This window comes from Legionella tucsonensis, assembly GCF_001468035.1.
Lineage (GTDB): Bacteria > Pseudomonadota > Gammaproteobacteria > Legionellales > Legionellaceae > Legionella > Legionella tucsonensis.
This window is the reverse complement of record NZ_LNZA01000001.1, coordinates 1,395,480-1,414,149: the sequence shown is the minus strand read 5'-3', so window position 1 is coordinate 1,414,149 and position 18,670 is coordinate 1,395,480. Positions and strand designations below refer to the sequence as shown.

The window sequence follows — 18,670 nt, the reverse complement described above, 5'->3', positions numbered from 1 at the left end:
AGATAATATAAATGGGTAGTCAAGCAAATGTATTAATGTATTTTATGCAAGCAGGAATGGTTGTTAAAACAGTTATGATATTGCTAACTGTTGCATCCATTACTTCTTGGACATTAATATTTCAACGAGCTTGGTTTTTTAACCGCAAGAAACAGCTCACAGATGTTTTTAATCAAAAATTCTGGGATAGTGGTGATTTAAGTAGACTTTATGCCGATATTGATAGTAATTCGGATGAACGACAAGGTATGGCCGCTATTTTTCATGCGGGTTTTAAGGAGTTTGTACGCGCCAGAAAGCAAGGTAATGTAGTTATTGAACCGATACAACGAGTAATGCAAATTACTCATACAAAAGAAGCAGAGAAATTGGAAAAGCATTTACCTTTTTTTGCTTCTGTAGGATCTATTGCACCTTATGTAGGACTATTTGGTACGGTTTGGGGTATAATGACCTCTTTTCAGGCATTAGGCCATGCCCAACAAGCAACGATTGCTATGGTAGCTCCGGGTATTTCTGAGGCATTAGTAGCTACAGCTTTAGGATTATTTACTGCAATACCAGCGGTTATTGCATATAACCGATATACAACCCGTGCTAATGATTTATTAAATCGATTTGATTTATTTCAGGAAGAATTGATATCGCTTATAGAGCAGCAAAACAGTGATACTGTAAGAGGGTAAAATTTGAAATGATCAGAGCAAAAACCAAGCGTGAGCGCCCTATATCAGAAATTAATGTTGTACCATATATCGATGTGATGTTGGTTTTACTTGTAATTTTTATGATCACAGCACCTATGTTGAGCCAAGGTGTAACTGTGGACTTGCCTAAAGCTGCAAGCCAAACTTTGGCACCTACAGATAGAGAGCCCATTATTGTTTCAGTGAATCAGCAAGGCACTTATTTTCTTAATATTAGCAGTACTCCTGCAGAACCTATAGAATCCCAGGATTTAGTTGTTCGTGTGGCTGCAGAATTGGAGCTGGCCCAGCAATCAAACCAAAAACTTAACGTTTTAGTTAAAGGAGACCAGGGGGTTACATACGGTAAAGTTGTTCAGGCAATGGCATTACTTAAGCAAGCAGGCGCAGAGCAGGTGGGATTATTGACTGATTCATCTCAAGAAAAATCAGAGGGGCAAGCATGATAAGCAATCCCAGTTATCGTAAAGCTTTTTTTGTCGCACTTGGCTTACATCTTTTTTTAATCGTGATGCTTTTAACAGATAATTCAACCCAACGACCTGTTTTAACTGCGGAAACTAAAAATACACCTGGAGCAGAACAACCTATTGCCGTTACACCTCAAACTGAGGTGGTGAAAGCAGTAAGTGTCGATAATAAACAAGTTATGGAAACAGTAAATCGCTTAAAACAAGAACGGGAACAACAAAAAAAAGCTGAAATTAACCGACAAAACGAGCTCAAACGACAGGCGGAAGCGGCAAGACAGCAGAGAATAAAAGAACAACAACAATTAGCTCGACTTAAAGAGGAAGCAAATAAGATTGCTATTGCTCGTAAAAAACAAGTTGAAGAGGAAAAAAAACGTTTGAAGAAACTTGAAGAGCAAAAAGCATTGGAAGCGAAGCGTATTGAAGATTTAAAAAAACAAAAAGAAGAGTTGATTAAGCAACAGCAATTGGAAGCTAAAAAACTTGCTGATTTGAATAAGAAAAAAATTGCGGAAAAGGCTCAAGCTGAAAAAGAAAAAGCAGAGCTTGCAAAAGCAGAAGCGGAAAGAAAAAAACAAGCAGAAGCTGCTGCCGTAAAACAAGCGCAAGCAGCAAAAAATGCTGAAAGGCAGGCACGTATCGCTGGTGAAGTTGATAAATATAAAGCACTCATTGTGAATGCCATCGGTAGAAATTGGATATTGCCTGAAAATGTTGATAGTAGTTTATCGAGTCAATTCAGAATACGCCTTGCTCCTGATGGAATGGTATTAGAAGTTACTTTAACTCGCAGCAGTGGTGATCCATTGCTTGACCGTTCAGCACAAACAGCTATTTATAAAGCATCGCCGTTGCCTGTGCCCGCAGATGCAGAAACATTTAATCTGTTTCGAGATATAAGTTTAACCGTTCGACCAGAACAAGTGAGGGGGTAAAACTCGTGATTAACCGAATTATTACACTTTTTTTATTGCTTTTTACACAGCAAGTTTTTGCTCTTGATTTAGAGTTAACCCAAGGGATTAATTCAGCTTTACCTATTGCAATTAATTCTTTTGGTTCAGACGGTGCTGCTCAAGAAATCGGACAAGTTATTGAAGGTGATTTAAATTTCTCAGGGCAATTTCGTATTGTTTCTGGCCCACAAGGCGCCAACGCGCAATCGTCAATAAGCACGCTTAAGCAGTTGGGGGCAGATAGTGTTGTAACGGGACATGTCATCCGCGCAGGGAATCATTATGAAGTGAGCTTTACCCTAACTGATGCTGTAGCAAATGGGGCTACTTTATTGACAAAAACGTTTCAAATTAGTGCGAATCAAGTCAGACCATTAGCACATCATATCAGTGATGAGATATACCAAAAATTAACAGGAGAGAGAGGGGTTTTCTCTACTCGCATTGCCTATATTTCTGTCCAAAGAACTCTAAAGAGCACTCGTTATTCACTTGAGGTTGCTGATGCAGATGGACATAATCCACAAAGCCTATTGATTTCCTCTGAGCCTATTATGTCTCCAGCTTGGGCTCCAGATGGCAAAAGCATTTCTTATGTCTCTTTCGAGAAAAAAAGAGCGCAAATATTTACTGTTTCAGTTGAGACAGGTCAAAGACGCTTAATTACCAGTTTCCCTGGAATTAATGGAGCCCCTGCATGGTCTCCTAACGGCAGAGAGTTGGCAGTCGTTTTATCTAAAAGTGGAACCCCCAAAATTTACAGCGTAGATATCAGTACCGGTAACATGAAGCAATTGACTTTTGGTGATGCCATTGATACTGAGCCACGTTATGCGCCAGATGGAAAAAGCTTATTATTTACTTCAGGGCGAGGAGGTTCACCACAAATATATCGCCTGTCTTTAGCCAATGGTCAGGTGAGCCGTGTAACTTTTGAAGGTAATTATAATGCACGTGCTTCCTATACACCGGATATGAAAAATATCATTATGTTGCATCGGGATGACAAGCAATTTAACATAGGGTTGCAAAGTGCAGGTGGTGGACCAATTGTCAGTCTAACTTTTTCTGGTCGTGATGAGTCTCCATCTGTTGCACCAAATGGTCGTTTAATTCTTTATGCGACCCACAATGAGGATAAAGGTGTATTGGGTATCGTTTCTCTCGACGGTAGAATACGAATGAGACTTCCCGCACGTGAAGGAGATGTACAAGAGCCTGCGTGGTCTCCCTATTTGGGTTAATGATGTCACGAATTATCTATGCACTAATTTTTTGTTTGGTGGCTGTAAACAGCTACGCTTGGAATGCAGCAGGCCACAAGGTAGTGGCTCAAATTGCCTACGATAATTTATCGCCAAAAGCCAGGACCATGTGTTATAAATACCTTCGTTCACGCACTCATAACACCCCCAATTCAAGTTTTGTTAGCTCTTCAACCTGGATGGATGAAATTAGGTGGAGGGAAGTATATTGGTATGATGTAATGCATTACATTGATATTCCTTTTTCCAGCGATGGAACCCACGTACCTCCTATTGAAAGTACCAATGCAATAAAGACAATGAAACAAGCAATTTCGGTACTTTCATCTAAAAAAGCAAATCCCTCAGACAAAAAGCTCGCATTACGCATGTTAATTCATATCACAGGTGATATTCATCAACCATTACACGCTATAACTCGAGTTAGTGCGCAACATCCTACGGGCGATTTAGGGGGCAATTTATTCTTTTTAGGAAAAAATCCAGTAGGCAGTAATTTACATCAGTATTGGGACAATGGAGCCGGCTTTTTTCTTGGGAAATTTGATGAAACTCGAGTGAGAAATACAGCACAGCAGTTGGAGCAAAAAATGCCCTGCTCGGTGATTGTTACAGAAAAGAAACCGGCTAAATGGGCAAAAATGTCTCATAAGCTGGCCATAAAAAATGCTTATCAGATGGATCCTAATGAAGTCCCGAGTGATAAATATCAAGAAAACGCCCAGCAATTAGTTCAAAAACAAGTTACATATGCAGGATGCAGGCTCGCAGCGTTGCTTAATAAAATTGCTCAATCATAAAATATGTGTTCGGATGCAACATTAGCGGAGCGGGGCATGTTAAATACAAGATTGAATATCTGATTGGCTTTAATCTCCAATTTTATTTTATCAAACACTCCACTCTGTTCTGATTGATAGAAGAAATCCTAATAACCCTATAAAAGCCGCTTATGTTATCTAAAAAAGCTCATGCTATTTTACATACAGGGGAAATAGTTAATATGCGGGCTTGGGGAGCAATGGAACAGCCAACCGACTTAAGGCTTTTCTGTTGTTCTTAATGGCCTTAACTCACCACGTTTTACCTCATCTCTGGCATGTCAAAGGAATATCGTCCGAGCATATTAATATGACCATATCCATATGCGGACAATCTGAGCTTTTTTCGGAAACATTTTTTATTGATTAATAAATTCAATGTTTATTATCAGCTCAGAATAGCCATCTAACACTCTTTGACATTGATGCTAGCCAACTTTATAAACCTGATTAAAAATATTTTTGCCCAAAATAAATACTTTTATGGTTAATACAGGACTTACGAAAAACTCATCAAAACTGATGGGTTTTGTAGCTCATTGAGAAATTTCTTCTATTTGATTGATCTATTGACCTAATGAAGGGGTTTTTCGTAAGTCCTGTAATAGTGCCAACTATTTCAAGCAAAAGGGAACTAAGTTGTCACAAAACTGCTCCGACGTACAGTACACACTAAGCCTAAAACAACGTTCTTATCGATATTAAATTATTGGATTAATGGACTCCCTGCAATCTAATTGATTTTAATAACAATGAAACTCATTTGGATGGCTGAGCATGTGTATGTGTACCATTTCCATAGGTCTTTTTGATAATAAATGTTGTCATTAACACTATGTTATAGCCTAGAAAATATAATTTGGAGGGGCATCTTAAAGTCCCTCCAAAGCGTCTGACAAAAATTAGTTGCCATTTATTGGACTATTTTTCTTTTTAACATCAGAACATCAGTCAATATGCATCAATGATATCTCCAAAACGGCTAAGTTACATGCGTAGTGATAGTTGTGTTCCTTGAACATCGGCAAGTTCATTCTCTTGAGGTATGGGTCGAGGCCTGGGTGGAGCAAAAAACGAAAACATAGATAATCTATGATTGCTACTTGTATTTCTGCTAATAAGAGAACTCGAGGGTAGAACATTGGTAAAACTATGATTACCTCCTTGTGTAAACAAAGCTAAATCATGAGGGCTTGTAATATTGTATTGATGAGGGTTAGCTTCAGGAGTGAATTGTTGATTTTTCCATTTAAATTTAGCAGTCAACTGTATTAGGGGGTTATTTTCTTCAATCAACTCATTTGGAGAGTTGTCTACTTGCAATGAAGCAAGTTCTTTCTCTGATAAGCTGGCCAATTTAATTGTATAGTATGCTCCTATTCGATTAGTTAATGGACATTTGTGTAGTTGGCTAAGTGTGTTTTCATCCTTAATATAATAAAGCTTGTCTTTCTCTTCTATTTTAGATGCAGGCACTTTAACTAACAAAGAGTTTTCTTTATCAATATTGTCAAAAGTAATAGGACAAGTATTTAAAAACGACATTTTTATACACCTCGGTTGAAAAAGTTTATTAATTCTAATTAAAGTTAACCCTTGATGAATTTTTATCAAGTCATGAAGAAATCGATATTAATGGATGGATAGATAAAAGCATTTTTATATTAATTAGCTTTTGCCATTGCCCGAGTTGAATACGCATCGATTGTTGGTTCATCTCAAGATAAGTGGTTTTAAATTGTACATAAAATTAATGCAATGTAGCAATCAATTTTTAAAGAACAATTGATGAATTTAATTATGTTAATGAGCTAAGCTAATGGAATGCTGGAATAGGAATGTCCTTATTCCGTAGGTATTGTTGAGTTACAAAAACTTGCAAAATGTAGTGGTGCATTAACTCTTGGTTTGATAGAGCGGATGGATATTTTGATTTTGCAAGCTTTGAAATTCCTTTGGGAAGTGGCAAGCAATGTGATTCATAGTGATGCATTTTTTGTAGGGCTTTATGCAATCGCTTTGACACAAACAGGTCGTGCTAATTCAGTACTCTTAAAACGCGATACTATAGAGCGGGAAATAGAGAAAGTCTGTTTGATTCCTGTGTCAAAATAACTTAATTCTGGTAAAAGGTAGTTAATGTAATTTATTGAATTTAAACTTTAAAATACTAATAAAAGCAAAATACAAATGCTGTGCTATATTTTAGATGCAATTGTTTAAAAATAGGATTATATTTTAACAAAAGGAATTATAAAAATGAACAAATTATTTGCAAAGATTGGTATGGTTAGCTTATTAATGAGCGTTTCATTATTTGGTTGGGCAGGATCAGGACCCTGCAAAGCTATCGCAATCTCTTGTATGCAAAATGGTTACTTTAAAGGGGGGGAGAGTGCAGGTAAAGAATTAGTCAAAGACTGCGTTTTACCTGTGGCAATGAGTAAAAAAAGATTACCAAATACAAATTTCAGTCCAGAGCAATTACAGCAATGCAAAATGAAGTTAGCTGAAAAAATAAAAAATAAAATGCAGGATAAAATGCAGCAATAACATTCATATCCTCTCCTTAATGGGTTGAATCTTCTACACATCGATGAAAAAAAGTCTACTCCGGTCCCGCGAATTGTCCGCGGGATCCAGAGGATCTGGGAAAAATACTAACCCCGCGGACAAGCCTTGAGGAGTAGGCAGAAATGTGATCAAGAGACCACTTAAAGAGGAAGAGTTTTCACCTTATCCCTTTTGTAACGATTCCATCACAGCCCCTAAGAAACGAGTTGCTTCGCCTCCAGTGACTGCTCTGTGGTCAAAACTTAATGATAAGGGAAGTATATTATGTGCTTCTACTATTCCTTGAGCGTTGACAACTGCTCCCTGATAGAGTCTTCCTACAGCCAAGATAGCAACCATTGGTGGAACAATAATTGGACTTGCGAAGCGACCAGCAAATTTTCCAAAATTAGAAAGTGTTATAGTGGCTCCTTTCAATTTATCTGCAGTAATTTCTCGATTGCTCACAGACTCTTTAAATTCATTGATCATTTTTCGCAGATCACCATCAGAAAGTTTTCCGACGTTATGAATAACAGGAACAAATAATCCTTCTTCATTATCCATGGCTAAGCCAAGATGCACTTCATCAAAACACTGGCGCGCACCATGTTTTGTATCAAACCATGCATTTAGGGCGGGTTCTTTTTTAGCGGCGTAAACTATTGCCCGGATTAGGCGAATCGTAATATCAGTACCTGGCTTCCAAGCACTGATATCTGCTTCATCAAAAATACTTACAGGTACTACTTCTGCATGAGATTGAGTCATACTATTGAGCATTGCACGTCTTACTCCGCGCAGAGGTTCAAAACCTGCAGGAATTTCCGAGTTCTTGTCAGCTTGTGCCTGAACATCATCTCGAGTGATGATGCCAAACTCGCCAGTTCCTTTAACTGTAGATAAATCTACATTCAATTTTTTAGCAAGCATTTTTACTGCAGGGGTCGCCTTGATACGATTTCTAGCCGTCTGTTGGATTCCGACAGTAAAATTATCCTCAGTGATTTCACTGCTTTCTTCTAGATTACCGACTACTGTTCCTTTGTCTTCAGTTCTAGCACTAGTTGATTTAAAAGCTACCAAAGGCTCACCTGTTTTAATTACATCCCCAGGTTTACCGTATAATTTGCTAATAGTTCCAGACTGAGGACACGGTACATCAACTACAGCTTTTGCGGTTTCCATAGAAACCAATGGTTGATCTACTATTACAGTATCACCTTCTTTGACAAACCATTCATGAATCTCAGCATCTGGCAGGCCTTCACCTAAATCAGGTAGATTGAAAATATTCATTATTACTCCATTATGCTCATAACACTGTTTTTAATCCTTGCAACACTAGGAATGTACTGTTTTTCCAGCTGGAAATAGGGCATTACAGTATCATATCCGGTTACCCGTTGGACTGGAGCCATTAAATCAGTCATAGAATTTTCCATAATCTGAGCAGAAATTTCGGCACCAACCCCACAAGTTTTTGCTCCCTCATGTACGATAACACAACGTCCTGTTTTCTCTACTGAGGCTAGAATTGTTTCAATATCTAGTGGCTTAATCGTTGCCACATCAATGACTTCACAAGAAACTCCTTCGTTGCCTAATTGCTTAGCTGCTTGTTGGGTTTCGTGGATATTTGCTCCCCAACTTACTAATGTGACGTCATCACCTTGTTGTAAAGTAAAACACTTTCCAATGGGAAGCGCTTCACCGTTATCTTCCACAGGTTGCTTTACCAAACGATAGATACGTTTAGGTTCGAGAAAAACCACTGGATCAGGATTACGCATAGCGGCTAAAAGAAGGCCGTAAGCACGCCGTGGTGAGGAGGGAATCACGACTTGCAAACCAGGAATATGAGCAAATAGTGCCTCGGTACTTTCAGAATGATGTTCTGGAGCTCGAATACCGCCGCCAAAAGGCGCACGAAAGACGAGAGGACAATGTAGTCGTCCGCGGGTTCTATTACGCATCCGGGCAGCATGAGAAATAATTTGATTCATTGCTGGATAAATAAACCCCATAAATTGAAATTCAGCAACAGGTTTCAATCCTTGTATTGACATACCAATTGCCAATCCGGCAATCATGGACTCTGCAAGTGGAGTATCAAAAACTCTCTTTTCACCAAAACGCTCTTGCAATCCTACTGTGGCACGAAACACACCGCCATTTTTACCAACATCCTCTCCAAAAACCACAACATTTTCATCATGAGCTAACTCATAAGCCAAAGCCTGAGTTACTGCCTCGATTAAAGTAATATCAGGCATGAGTTGCTTCCTCCATAGCTATTGCACGTTGTTCCACTAAATACTCGGGTAATTCGGCATAATGATAATCAAAAATACTACTGATTGGTTGCGGTTCCATACCCAAGTATTCGTTAACTGCCTTTTCTACTTCTTCAGAACATTGAATTACTAAATTTTCTTCGTCTTGTGCATTCCAGATTTTTTGTTCTACAAGAAACTCCTTAAATCGTGCTATGGGTTCTTTAGGCTTGGCTTTTTCAACTTCAGCACCAGGTTGGTAGCGAGTTGCGTCGTCAGCTGTTGTATGATCCGATAGCCGGTAAGACACTGCTTCAATTAAAGTGGGTCCTTCACTATGACGTGCTTTTTCAATTGCATCGCCAATAACTTGTCGGGTAGCCAGAATGTCATTCCCGTCAATTTGCATGCCTGTAAAGCCAGCGGCTACGGCTTTTTGTGCAATAGTTTGAGTACCCGTCTGCTGATCTCTAGGAACAGAAATCGCCCATTGGTTATTATTGACAACGAAAACAACAGGTAAATTCCATGTTCCTGCGACATTCATCGCTTCATAGAAATCACCTTCTGAAGTACCGCCTTCACCAAGACATACTACAGCGACACGCGGTTCATTTCTGTATTTAAAGGCAAATGCAACGCCTGTTGCATGCAAGCATTGAGAGGCAATTGGAACACATATGGGTAAGTCTTCTGAATTACAGGAAAATTGACTGCCGCGCTCATCTCCACCCCAGAAAGCGAGTATTTCAGACATTTTTACACCACGTTGAAATTGCGCAGCATAATCGCGGTAATAGGGTACAAGTACATCCTCAGGGCGCATTGCATGACCTATAGCGGCTGAAATTGCCTCCTGTCCATTAATCGGAGCATAAGTTCCCATTTTCCCTGTTCTTTGTAAGGCTATAGCTTTTTTATCAAAAGTTCGTGTAAGAACCATAATTTTATAAAGCTCTTTGAGCACAGCATGATCATGGGCAAAAGAAGGAAGCTGTCCGACTAATTTCCCATGTTCATTTAAAAGTTGAGTATATGTAATGTCAAATTGAGCAACTGTTGCCATACAAGGCTCCTTGTCAATAAAGCGTTTGCATAGCATACTCACAAATTAATTCAAAAACCAGAGAATTAATATGAATTCGTATTCCCTAAAAAACTAATTTTGTCGGATGATATGATATAGAAATAATTGGTGCTCCGAAGTGCAACTTAATGGAATAGGGGTTTCAGCTGTGCTGTACCCCAAGTTTTTATAATAATTACCTATGAGGAATATTTTGAGTCAATTTGTATTATATTCATTAGACTATCATGATTCACTGCACGAGTATTACCAAAAATTACTTCATTTACCTGGTTTTGTTCTTTTAGAAAGTACAGATCGCGCTCATGGACGTTATGATATTATCAGTGCCTGCCCTTATGATTTTATTCAAATCGATCAAAATACTGATGATTTATCACATTTATTAAAAAAAATAAGCCAGCTCTTATCGCCAATACCCTCCGTGGTGGATCTTCCTTTTCAAGGCGGCGCTCTGGGTTATATTTCTTATGATCTTGGTGCAAGGTTATTAGGAATAGATTCCCCCATGCAAGCAACATTAGAAAATATGCCTTTGTTAGATCTTGGTTTGTATGATTGGGCAATTATTGTAGATCACCATAATAAAACTGTAACCGTATTTGCTGCAAATACACATCAGTCAACTGCTAAAATAGTTGATGAAGTATTGGAGTTGTGGAATAACCCAGCCAAACAACAGGATAATGCGGCTATTAACAGTGATTTTATTCCTTTGATGAGCAAACAACATTACATCAAAGCATTTTCCTCCGTTTATCAATTTTTAAAAGAGGGAAGAAGTTATCAGGTTAATCTGACTCAGCCATTTCACGTTACTTATGAAGGAGACAGTTGGTCTTTTTATAAAAAAATTTGTTTGAAAAACCCTGTTCCTTTTGCTGCTTATCTACGAACAGCTCATGCTGATATTTTAAGTTTCTCCCCTGAACGTTTTCTATTCCATGAAGAGGGTAAATTAGTAACATCTCCTATTAAAGGGACAATAGGGCGATCCACTAATCGTATGGAAGATGAAGAATTAAAAAATAAATTGACATCATGTGAAAAAAATAGAGCTGAGAATGTCATGATAGTTGATTTATTGAGAAATGACTTAGGTAAAATTGCTCAACCAGGTTCAGTACGCGTAACGAGTTTATGTGAGGTACAAAGCTATAATTCAGTGCATCATTTAGTAAGTACAATTGAAGCACATTGTCTCGCTACAATTCAGCCATTTGATGCATTTTTGTCGTGTTTTCCTGGTGGTTCTATTACGGGAGCGCCAAAAATTGAGTCTATGCAAATTATTCATGAACAAGAATCTTATGCACGAGGTATTTATTGTGGAGCTATAGGTTATTTTTCCCGGCATGGCCGTTTTGATACGAATATTGCTATTCGTACGGCTACAGCCAAGGAGAATATTTTACATTTAGCTGCTGGTGGTGGAATAGTTATTGACTCAAACTGGGAAGATGAATATCGTGAATGTTTTATCAAAATAGCAGCGGTTATTAATGGACTTAAATGAAATTAAAGGAAAAAAACTGGTTCACTCGGCAGTGATTGTCTTGTACGAGCAATTATCTGATTCATTAATTCTGACTCAACGTAGCGATAAACTGCGTGCGCATCCAGGAGAAATTTGTTTCCCAGGAGGTACCTGGGAAGAGGGGGATGAAAACTATTATACTACTGCGCTTAGAGAGCTACATGAAGAGTTAGGTATTACCTCGGACCGCATCACTTTGATAAAAGAATTATCCATTCAAAATACCCTTTTAGGGAAAATTATTCATCCTTGGTTTGCTCGTATCGAGACGGTTCATCCTTACCAGTTAAATGATCAAGAAGTAACTCGTTTAATATCGATCCCAATGACATTAGTTCAAGATGCCCAAAATTATAAAGATTTTATAATTGAACGGAATGGTCGTCGTTATTGTAGTTGTGAATTTACTGCAAATAAAGATTGGGTATGGGGAGCGACTGCTCGCATAATGAAGCAATTGGTAAAATAAAAGAACTGATTTTTTGATTAAGTACCCTGGGCGAAGGCGAAACCTCCCTATCATTAATTCTTAATTTGGCTTCGCCCAGACAAAAATATTTATGTGGTAACGGCTGGTTTTTCCTCAGGGAGATTTGGAGATGCAGCATGAGAATCTTTAAGTGCTCGACGAAGAATTTTTCCCACATTTGTTTTGGGGAGTTCATCATAAAACTCAACCACTCTGGGAACTTTATAAGCTGTTAGATGCTCTCGACAATAGGAAATCACTTGCTCTTCAGTTAAATCGGGATCTTTTTTTACAATGCATGCTTTAACACGTTCACCAGATTCCTTATCAAGAACACCAACAACTCCCACTTCCAGCACGCCAGGATGCATTGCAATCACTTGTTCGACTTCATTTGGATAAACGTTAAATCCAGAAACGAGTAACATGTCTTTTTTTCGATCGACCAGGTAAATAAACCCTTCTTCATCCATCTTACCAATGTCCCCAGTTTTTAAATAGCCATTCTTAGTGAACACTAAAGCGGTTTCATCAGGTCGTTTCCAATATCCCGGGGTTACTTGTGGTCCTTTAACGCAAATTTCCCCACTTGTTCCTACAGCTACTTCATGTTCATCATCATCAAGAATAATGACATCTGTAGAAGGAATGGGCACTCCTATACTTCCATTATATTCAGTCAGATTCATAGGATTCATGATGGCAGCAGGGCTGGTTTCAGTTAATCCATAAGCTTCTAATACTGGTGTTTTAGTGATCTCATGCCATTTAAGTGCCACACTTTTTTGCAATGCCATGCCACCCGCGAGTGAAATTTTTAGGTTGCTGAAATCAACTTCTTTAAAGTTAGGCTGGTTTAGTAATCCATTGAACAGGGTATTAACACCGGTAATTGCTGAAAAACGCACTTTTTTGATTTCTTTAATAAAGTGCTTCATATCACGGGGATTAGTGATCAGCACATTTTTTGCACCTTGTTTTAAAAAAGTCAAACAATTAGCAGTGAGCGAGAAAATATGATAAAGAGGGATTGCTGTAATAATTGTTTCATCACCATTTAACCCCACTATAGGTTTAATCCATGCCTCAGCTTGCAGAATGTTGGAGATCATATTGCTATGAGTTAAAATAGCACCTTTTGCTACACCTGTTGTACCACCGGTATATTGCAAGAATGCAATATCATCATGACCCAACGTCATATGATGTAAAGTCGATTGTTTTCCTTCAAGCAAAGTATAATTAAAAGCTACGGCATGAGGAATATTATAAGCAGGTACCATTTTTTTAATGTATTTAATTATCGAATTGATAATGATTCGTTTCGGAGTTGGAAATAGATCTGCTATTTCAGTCACAATGACATGTTTTAATGCAGGAGTGGCGCTTAAAGCCTTTTCTACAGTTTTTGCAAAATTTGCAAGTACAATAATTGCTTCAGCACCTGAGTCATTCATTTGGTGAATAAGCTCATCAGTGGTGTAAAGTGGATTTGTATTAACAACAATATAACCTGCGCGTAAGATGCCGAATAAGGCTACTGGATATTGAAGTACATTGGGAAGCATGATTGCTACCCGAGCTCCTTTCTCCAGTTTAAGTTGCTGAAGATAAGCAGCAAAATCTCGGCTTAACTCATCCAGCTCACCAAAAGTAATACCACTCCCCAAATTGGTATATGCGGTTTTTTTAGCATAACGTGAGCAGGACTCTTTAAACAAATCTACTAGGGAAGAATACTGACTTGCGTCAATTTCATGAGGGACTCCTTTCTGATATTGTTCAAACCACCGTTTATCCACCTTAATATCCTTCTGTTATTGGTTTTCACATGTTAGTATAAACAAAAATATCGGTTATGGATATCATACTTATGGGTGAAAATACAACACAAACTCAAGCATTTAAGTTAAAAGGTCGTCTTTATACATTTACTGTATTACATGTATTAAATACGAACTCTGATGTTTTTTCGCAACAACTTGATGATACTATTGCCAAAGCTCCTAAATTATTTGAGCATACTCCCATTGTTTTTGACCTGTCTTCAGTACACCAGTTAGAGTTTGATTTGCAGCCTTTACTTCAGAGCGCGCGGGCGCATGGTATGATTCCTGTTGCCATTCAAGGAGGAAGTGTATTACATAATACTTTGGCTCAATGTCAAGGTTTGGCTGTATTGCACGCGTCTTCAACACAAGATAAACCTATTATTGAGCAGCCTATTGAAAACAACCATCAGGAATCAACAAGATCCATAACAAAATTAATTACGACACCTGTACGTTCGGGTCAGCAAGTCGTAGCAAAAGGTGTCGATCTCGTGGTTACTTCTTCAGTAAGTCATGGTGCTGAATTACTGGCGGACGGTTGTATCCATGTATATGGCGCTTTGAGAGGCAGAGCCTTGGCAGGAATTTCTGGAGATAAAGAAGCACGAATTTTTTGTCATTCACTGGAGGCAGAGTTGGTGTCAATTGCCGGGTTTTATCGTTTAAGTGATGCGATCGAGCCTTATAATGGCCCTTGTCAAATTTATTTAATCGATGAGCACATACAAATAGAGCCCTTATGATAGATGTTGTTTTTATTTCTGATCTTCATTTACATCCAGAAGATCAGGGCATTCAGGAACGGTTTAATCAATTTCTTGAATGGGCGCGAGTTTCTGTTAAAACTGTTTATATCCTGGGTGATTTTTTTCATGCGTGGGCAGGTGATGATGCAATCGATGATTGGAGCAGGGGCATTGCTCATCAGTTATTTGCTTTAAAAAAACAAGGAATTAACTTATTTTACATGCATGGCAATCGTGATTTCTTATTAGGAAAAACTTTTGCGCAATTGGCTGGATGGACTATTTTACCTGAGCCGACTGTAATCCAATTAGGGGCGGAAAAAATCTTGTTAGTCCATGGCGATCGGTATTGTACTAAAGATTTAGCGCACCAGCGTTTTAGATTGTTAACGAGAAATAGGATATTTACTACTCTTTTTTTAATTTTCCCGCTAAAATATCGTCGGCGGTTAGTAAATCAAATCCGTTATCGTAGCCAGATGAACAGCAACAAATCTATGGAAGAAATGGAAGTGGTTACTGAGGAAATTATAAAGCATATGTCATCCTATCAAGTGACCCAATTAATTCATGGTCATACTCATCAACCAGGCATAACTTCTTATCAAAATAACTCACAAAATTTAAGGCGTTACGTCCTGAGTGATTGGGATGACAAACCCCATCTATTGTGTTATCATAATACAAAAGGGCTCTATTTTGCTCATTTGTAATTTTTAGAGAGGCTGGTTATGCAAAGTAAAGACGAAGCGAATAAGCTTTTAGAAGAAAAAGCAGAGGAACTCCGTAAAAAGAGTTTTAAAGAAGAAAAAGAAGAATTTCTTTTAAACGCGAGACGTGAAGAGCAACTGGCATGGTCTAATTTTATGGCCAGGGTGAGAGAAAGCAGTAATGTCATGGACGAGAGAACAGGTAAAGAAACAACTTACTGGGATCAAATAAAGAAGTTAGCTGACGATGTAATTAATTCAGAACAAACCTCAATCAACGACTGGCGATCTAATATGATGAGTTTGTTAAATTTATTTGCTAAACTTAATAAAGCAATCAATATATCATCAAATCAAGTTTCAGCAGAGTTCTTGAATCTTATAAAAGGTGAAACCAACTACTCACCTACTCTTAAAGCTTTAAACCAAATACCGCTCATTAGGGCTATAACTCACCCTAAAGAGATTGTATATCAAGGAGTTAAGGCAGCGATACTTCATGCAATTAAAGGTGAAGGTGAGTTTGATGTTGAAGCTTTCAAACAGAAAGTTACATTTGAAGACGGAAAAGTTAAAATCGCCCGTTTGACTTATGCAGATGATGGGATTCCCTTAGAAAATGAAGATAAGGCAAGAAAAGCATTTAACAAGTTTGTTGAAATTTGGTTAATGGAAAATGAGTATGTACCTAGTCCTCAAAAAGATGGAACTTATGTCCATTTTGCGAGTGGTGCCGTATTGGATCAGGATACATTTAATAGATTGAATGATCCTCAAGCAAAAACAAATTTAGGGAAGTTTCTAGATGCTAATGCCAAATTTAAATTTGAGGATGAAGCAGAAGCGCAGTCAGGATTGACTCCTAATAACTCCTAGTTAATTTTTATTAAAATTTGGTGTTCTATTTAGATTGCGGTATTCCGCTATGAAAGCGAAATACCGTATCAGTTGCTAAAATAAAATCATTTTCTAAAGATAAAAACAGTTTTAAACGTTGTTCTATATCCCTGCCATATAATTTTGCCAAGCGCAGATAATCTTCAAAATGACGTGCTTCCGATCTGATTAAAGTAGCGTAAAATTTTACTAAGTCCTGATCCTCAAGGTAGGGGATAATTGCATGAAAACGCTCGCAAGAGCGGGCTTCGATAATGGCACCGATAATCAGCTGATCACATAAGCGTTGAAGGACATTTCTGCTTGTAACCTGTCTATGCATGTGCGTAGCGTATCCTGATGGTTGCAAGGGACAAAATTGAATCCCTTTTTGGGACATTAGGTTAATGACTTTTTCAAAATGAAGTAACTCTTCGCGAGCTAAAGGCGACATTACTTCAATCAACTCCTTTTTTTCCGGATATTTGCTGATAAAATTAATAGCCGTTGCTGCAGCTTTACGCTCACAATGTGCATGATCAATTAATAATAAGGGAATATGCTCTGCGGCGAAATCCAACCATACTTGCGGTGTTTTTACTTGGAGAAAGTCATTTAATAATTGTAAATCAATATCTAATCGTTTTAACATCTGCAAAATACACTATACTTATCAAATAAATTGTCTTATATCATAGGATCTTTTTACAATTCTACTATTTTGGCCGCAAGGCATTGATTTTCTGTGCTCCGATCCCTACATGCTTTTATGTATGCTGTGCGCGGTGCTCGAAAAATCAAAGCATTGCTGCTCAATCCAGCTCATTGTAAATAGATCTATACTTTGAAAAATTTGAATCGGATGAAAAATGAACGGGGAAGAAATTGATAATGAATTAAGCAATTGGTTTTCAACTTACGGAATAATAACGGCTGAACGTATATTAGGTAGGTACAAAGTCAATCTGGCACAAACTGAATTAGTAGTAGCTATTAAAAGTCCATTTAGTTTTTATCATCGAATGTTGCAGGTTCCATTAAAAAGTGTACTTAATGGCATTATCTTGCAACAAGCAAATGATTATCATGTTTATGTGCAAAAATTATTTATTGATTATTTATTGTCTGGGGAAAATTCTAAAGGAGAAGAAGCCCAAGGTGCTTCAACACGTGAAGTTATAGAAAAAGAACGACAACAATTAGTTTCGCTAGGGGATGAGTTTAATAATGTGCGAGGAGAACATGATTATTTGATTGCTACCAGTCAAGCTGCTTTGATAAAAATAGCTCAAATATTCAACTCAGAGTTGGAAAAAGCGATCACCTCATTAAAAAATGTACTTAAGAGTTCGGGTTTCTCAGAGAAAAAAAGTAAAATTCGGCAAGCAATTAATCATGCTTTGATTTATTGCAATATGACAGAAGTCCAAAACAATAAATATCTTTTTATAGATAAAATGAACGAGATACTTAATGTCTCATTATCGGACGATTTAAAGGAGAAAATTACAAACATTTTGTCCGAAATTTTGCAAATTGATTTGGATTTTGATGAGCAGATAAGTGATTTTGTTGCACAAACCGAAGAATTAAGCAGGACGGCTAATTCTTACCGTAATCTATTTTATGAGACGATTCTACGCGTTGTCGATTTATTAAAATCATTACCTGAGTATAAAATTAATCCTGAGCAAGATGCTATTAATCGAGAGCCCTTATACTTTGACAAGAATATAGGGGCGTTATGATCATCGAGACTCTAATTAATATAAAAAAGAATTTATATTAGCCATATAGCCTGCATTTCATGTATAATATTGCACTTTAACTAACCCCCCTGGAGTGCATGATGGCAAAAGAAACAACGTTGTCAATTATTAAACCTGATGCAGTAGCTAAATCTGTTATTGGTCAAATCTATGCTCGTTTTGAAAATGCGGGTCTAAACATAATCGCTGCAAAAATGATGCAACTTTCTCGTGAACAAGCGGAAAATTTTTATGATATTCATCGCGCACGTCCTTTCTTTAAAGATTTAGTTGAGTTCATGATCTCTGGCCCAGTAATGATTCAGGCATTACAAGGTGAAAATGCAGTAATGAAAAACAGGGAAATTATGGGTGCAACAAACCCTAAAGAAGCTGCACCTGGAACTATACGCGCTGATTTTGCAGACAGTATTGATGCTAATGCAGTCCATGGCTCAGATAGCCTTGAAAACGCGGCTCGTGAAATTGCCTTTTTCTTTGAACCACATGAAATTTGTGAAAGATAAGAATAGAGCTAATGGCATTTTAGTTAAATAGATAGCGTAGCCTGGAGGCAAAGCCGGAGTTCGGGGAGGAATTTCAACTCCGAGCTC

20 protein-coding genes are annotated in these 18,670 nt (G+C 37.8%); 14 read left to right on the top strand and 6 right to left on the bottom strand.

Annotated features, from left to right (window positions below; all coding sequences use genetic code 11):
* Positions 1–11 precede the first annotated feature (11 nt).
* Genes tolQ through Ltuc_RS06125 form a run of 5 tightly spaced genes read left to right on the top strand, consistent with a single transcriptional unit; the run spans position 12 to position 4,201 of the window.
* Positions 12–686, top strand: coding sequence for a protein TolQ (gene tolQ, locus Ltuc_RS06145; RefSeq protein WP_058520419.1), 675 nt, complete (start codon positions 12–14; stop codon positions 684–686).
* Positions 687–694: 8 nt separating this feature from the next.
* A complete protein-coding gene (gene tolR, locus Ltuc_RS06140) occupies positions 695–1,153 on the top strand; it encodes a protein TolR (protein WP_058520418.1) in 459 nt (152 codons plus the stop codon).
* Positions 1,150–2,115, top strand: a complete 966-nt coding sequence (gene tolA / locus Ltuc_RS06135; protein WP_058520417.1) for a cell envelope integrity protein TolA — start codon at positions 1,150–1,152, stop codon at positions 2,113–2,115. Before tolR ends, tolA begins: the two co-directional genes overlap by 4 nt.
* A gap of 5 nt (positions 2,116–2,120) precedes the next feature.
* The gene (gene tolB / locus Ltuc_RS06130; RefSeq protein ID WP_058520416.1) at positions 2,121–3,380 is read left to right on the top strand and encodes a Tol-Pal system beta propeller repeat protein TolB; all 1,260 of its coding nucleotides are present in this window, start codon (positions 2,121–2,123) and stop codon (positions 3,378–3,380) included.
* A gap of 2 nt (positions 3,381–3,382) precedes the next feature.
* Positions 3,383–4,201, top strand: coding sequence for a S1/P1 nuclease (locus Ltuc_RS06125; protein WP_058520415.1), 819 nt, complete (start codon positions 3,383–3,385; stop codon positions 4,199–4,201).
* A gap of 1,008 nt (positions 4,202–5,209) precedes the next feature.
* Here Ltuc_RS06125 and Ltuc_RS06120 read toward each other — a convergent pair.
* A complete protein-coding gene (locus tag Ltuc_RS06120) occupies positions 5,210–5,767 on the bottom strand; it encodes a hypothetical protein (protein WP_058520414.1) in 558 nt (185 codons plus the stop codon).
* Positions 5,768–6,142: 375 nt separating this feature from the next.
* On the opposite strand from Ltuc_RS06120, the gene Ltuc_RS06115 reads away from it, so the two are divergent.
* Positions 6,143–6,337: a hypothetical protein gene (locus tag Ltuc_RS06115; protein ID WP_058520413.1), complete on the top strand. Its 195-nt coding sequence runs from the start codon at positions 6,143–6,145 to the stop codon at positions 6,335–6,337.
* 144 nt (positions 6,338–6,481) lie between these two features.
* On the top strand, positions 6,482–6,775 hold the full coding sequence (locus tag Ltuc_RS06110) for a hypothetical protein (RefSeq protein ID WP_058520412.1): 294 nt from the start codon (positions 6,482–6,484) through the stop codon (positions 6,773–6,775).
* Between the two features lie 183 nt (positions 6,776–6,958).
* On the opposite strand, the gene Ltuc_RS06105 is transcribed toward Ltuc_RS06110, so the two are convergent.
* Genes Ltuc_RS06105 through pdhA form a run of 3 tightly spaced genes read right to left on the bottom strand, consistent with a single transcriptional unit; the run spans position 6,959 to position 10,117 of the window.
* Complete coding sequence (locus tag Ltuc_RS06105; protein WP_058520411.1) at positions 6,959–8,074, bottom strand: dihydrolipoamide acetyltransferase family protein; 1,116 nt, start codon at positions 8,072–8,074, stop codon at positions 6,959–6,961.
* A 2-nt stretch (positions 8,075–8,076) separates the two neighbouring features.
* Positions 8,077–9,051 carry an alpha-ketoacid dehydrogenase subunit beta gene (locus Ltuc_RS06100; protein ID WP_058520410.1) on the bottom strand — a complete coding sequence of 325 codons (975 nt, stop codon included), beginning with the start codon at positions 9,049–9,051 and terminating at the stop codon, positions 8,077–8,079.
* Positions 9,044–10,117 carry a pyruvate dehydrogenase (acetyl-transferring) E1 component subunit alpha gene (gene pdhA, locus Ltuc_RS06095; protein WP_058520409.1) on the bottom strand — a complete coding sequence of 358 codons (1,074 nt, stop codon included), beginning with the start codon at positions 10,115–10,117 and terminating at the stop codon, positions 9,044–9,046. The genes Ltuc_RS06100 and pdhA overlap by 8 nt, the downstream gene beginning before the upstream one ends.
* 214 nt (positions 10,118–10,331) lie before the next feature.
* Between pdhA and pabB the strand changes: the two genes are divergently transcribed.
* Entirely contained in the window at positions 10,332–11,654 is a 1,323-nt protein-coding gene (gene pabB, locus Ltuc_RS06090; RefSeq protein ID WP_058520408.1) for an aminodeoxychorismate synthase component I, read from the top strand.
* A complete protein-coding gene (locus Ltuc_RS06085; RefSeq protein WP_058520407.1) occupies positions 11,641–12,144 on the top strand; it encodes an NUDIX hydrolase in 504 nt (167 codons plus the stop codon). Before pabB ends, Ltuc_RS06085 begins: the two co-directional genes overlap by 14 nt.
* A gap of 89 nt (positions 12,145–12,233) precedes the next feature.
* Here the strand turns inward: Ltuc_RS06085 and Ltuc_RS06080 are convergent, their stop codons facing one another.
* Positions 12,234–13,946: an AMP-binding protein gene (locus Ltuc_RS06080; protein WP_058520406.1), complete on the bottom strand. Its 1,713-nt coding sequence runs from the start codon at positions 13,944–13,946 to the stop codon at positions 12,234–12,236.
* A 71-nt stretch (positions 13,947–14,017) separates the two neighbouring features.
* Between Ltuc_RS06080 and minC the strand changes: the two genes are divergently transcribed.
* Genes minC through Ltuc_RS06065 form a run of 3 tightly spaced genes read left to right on the top strand, consistent with a single transcriptional unit; the run spans position 14,018 to position 16,308 of the window.
* Entirely contained in the window at positions 14,018–14,719 is a 702-nt protein-coding gene (gene minC, locus Ltuc_RS06075) for a septum site-determining protein MinC (RefSeq protein WP_058520405.1), read from the top strand.
* Positions 14,716–15,435 carry a UDP-2,3-diacylglucosamine diphosphatase gene (locus Ltuc_RS06070; protein WP_058520404.1) on the top strand — a complete coding sequence of 240 codons (720 nt, stop codon included), beginning with the start codon at positions 14,716–14,718 and terminating at the stop codon, positions 15,433–15,435. The genes minC and Ltuc_RS06070 overlap by 4 nt, the downstream gene beginning before the upstream one ends.
* An 18-nt stretch (positions 15,436–15,453) precedes the next feature.
* Positions 15,454–16,308 carry a hypothetical protein gene (locus tag Ltuc_RS06065; protein WP_058520403.1) on the top strand — a complete coding sequence of 285 codons (855 nt, stop codon included), beginning with the start codon at positions 15,454–15,456 and terminating at the stop codon, positions 16,306–16,308.
* A gap of 25 nt (positions 16,309–16,333) precedes the next feature.
* On the opposite strand, the gene Ltuc_RS06060 is transcribed toward Ltuc_RS06065, so the two are convergent.
* Entirely contained in the window at positions 16,334–16,960 is a 627-nt protein-coding gene (locus tag Ltuc_RS06060; RefSeq protein WP_058520402.1) for a MiaE family protein, read from the bottom strand.
* Between the two features lie 217 nt (positions 16,961–17,177).
* Here Ltuc_RS06060 and Ltuc_RS06055 point away from each other — a divergent pair, with 217 nt between their 5' ends.
* On the top strand, positions 17,178–18,056 hold the full coding sequence (locus Ltuc_RS06055; RefSeq protein WP_058520401.1) for a hypothetical protein: 879 nt from the start codon (positions 17,178–17,180) through the stop codon (positions 18,054–18,056).
* Positions 18,057–18,157: 101 nt separating this feature from the next.
* Entirely contained in the window at positions 18,158–18,583 is a 426-nt protein-coding gene (ndk, locus tag Ltuc_RS06050) for a nucleoside-diphosphate kinase (RefSeq protein WP_058520400.1), read from the top strand.
* The last annotated feature ends 87 nt before the right edge of the window (positions 18,584–18,670 follow it).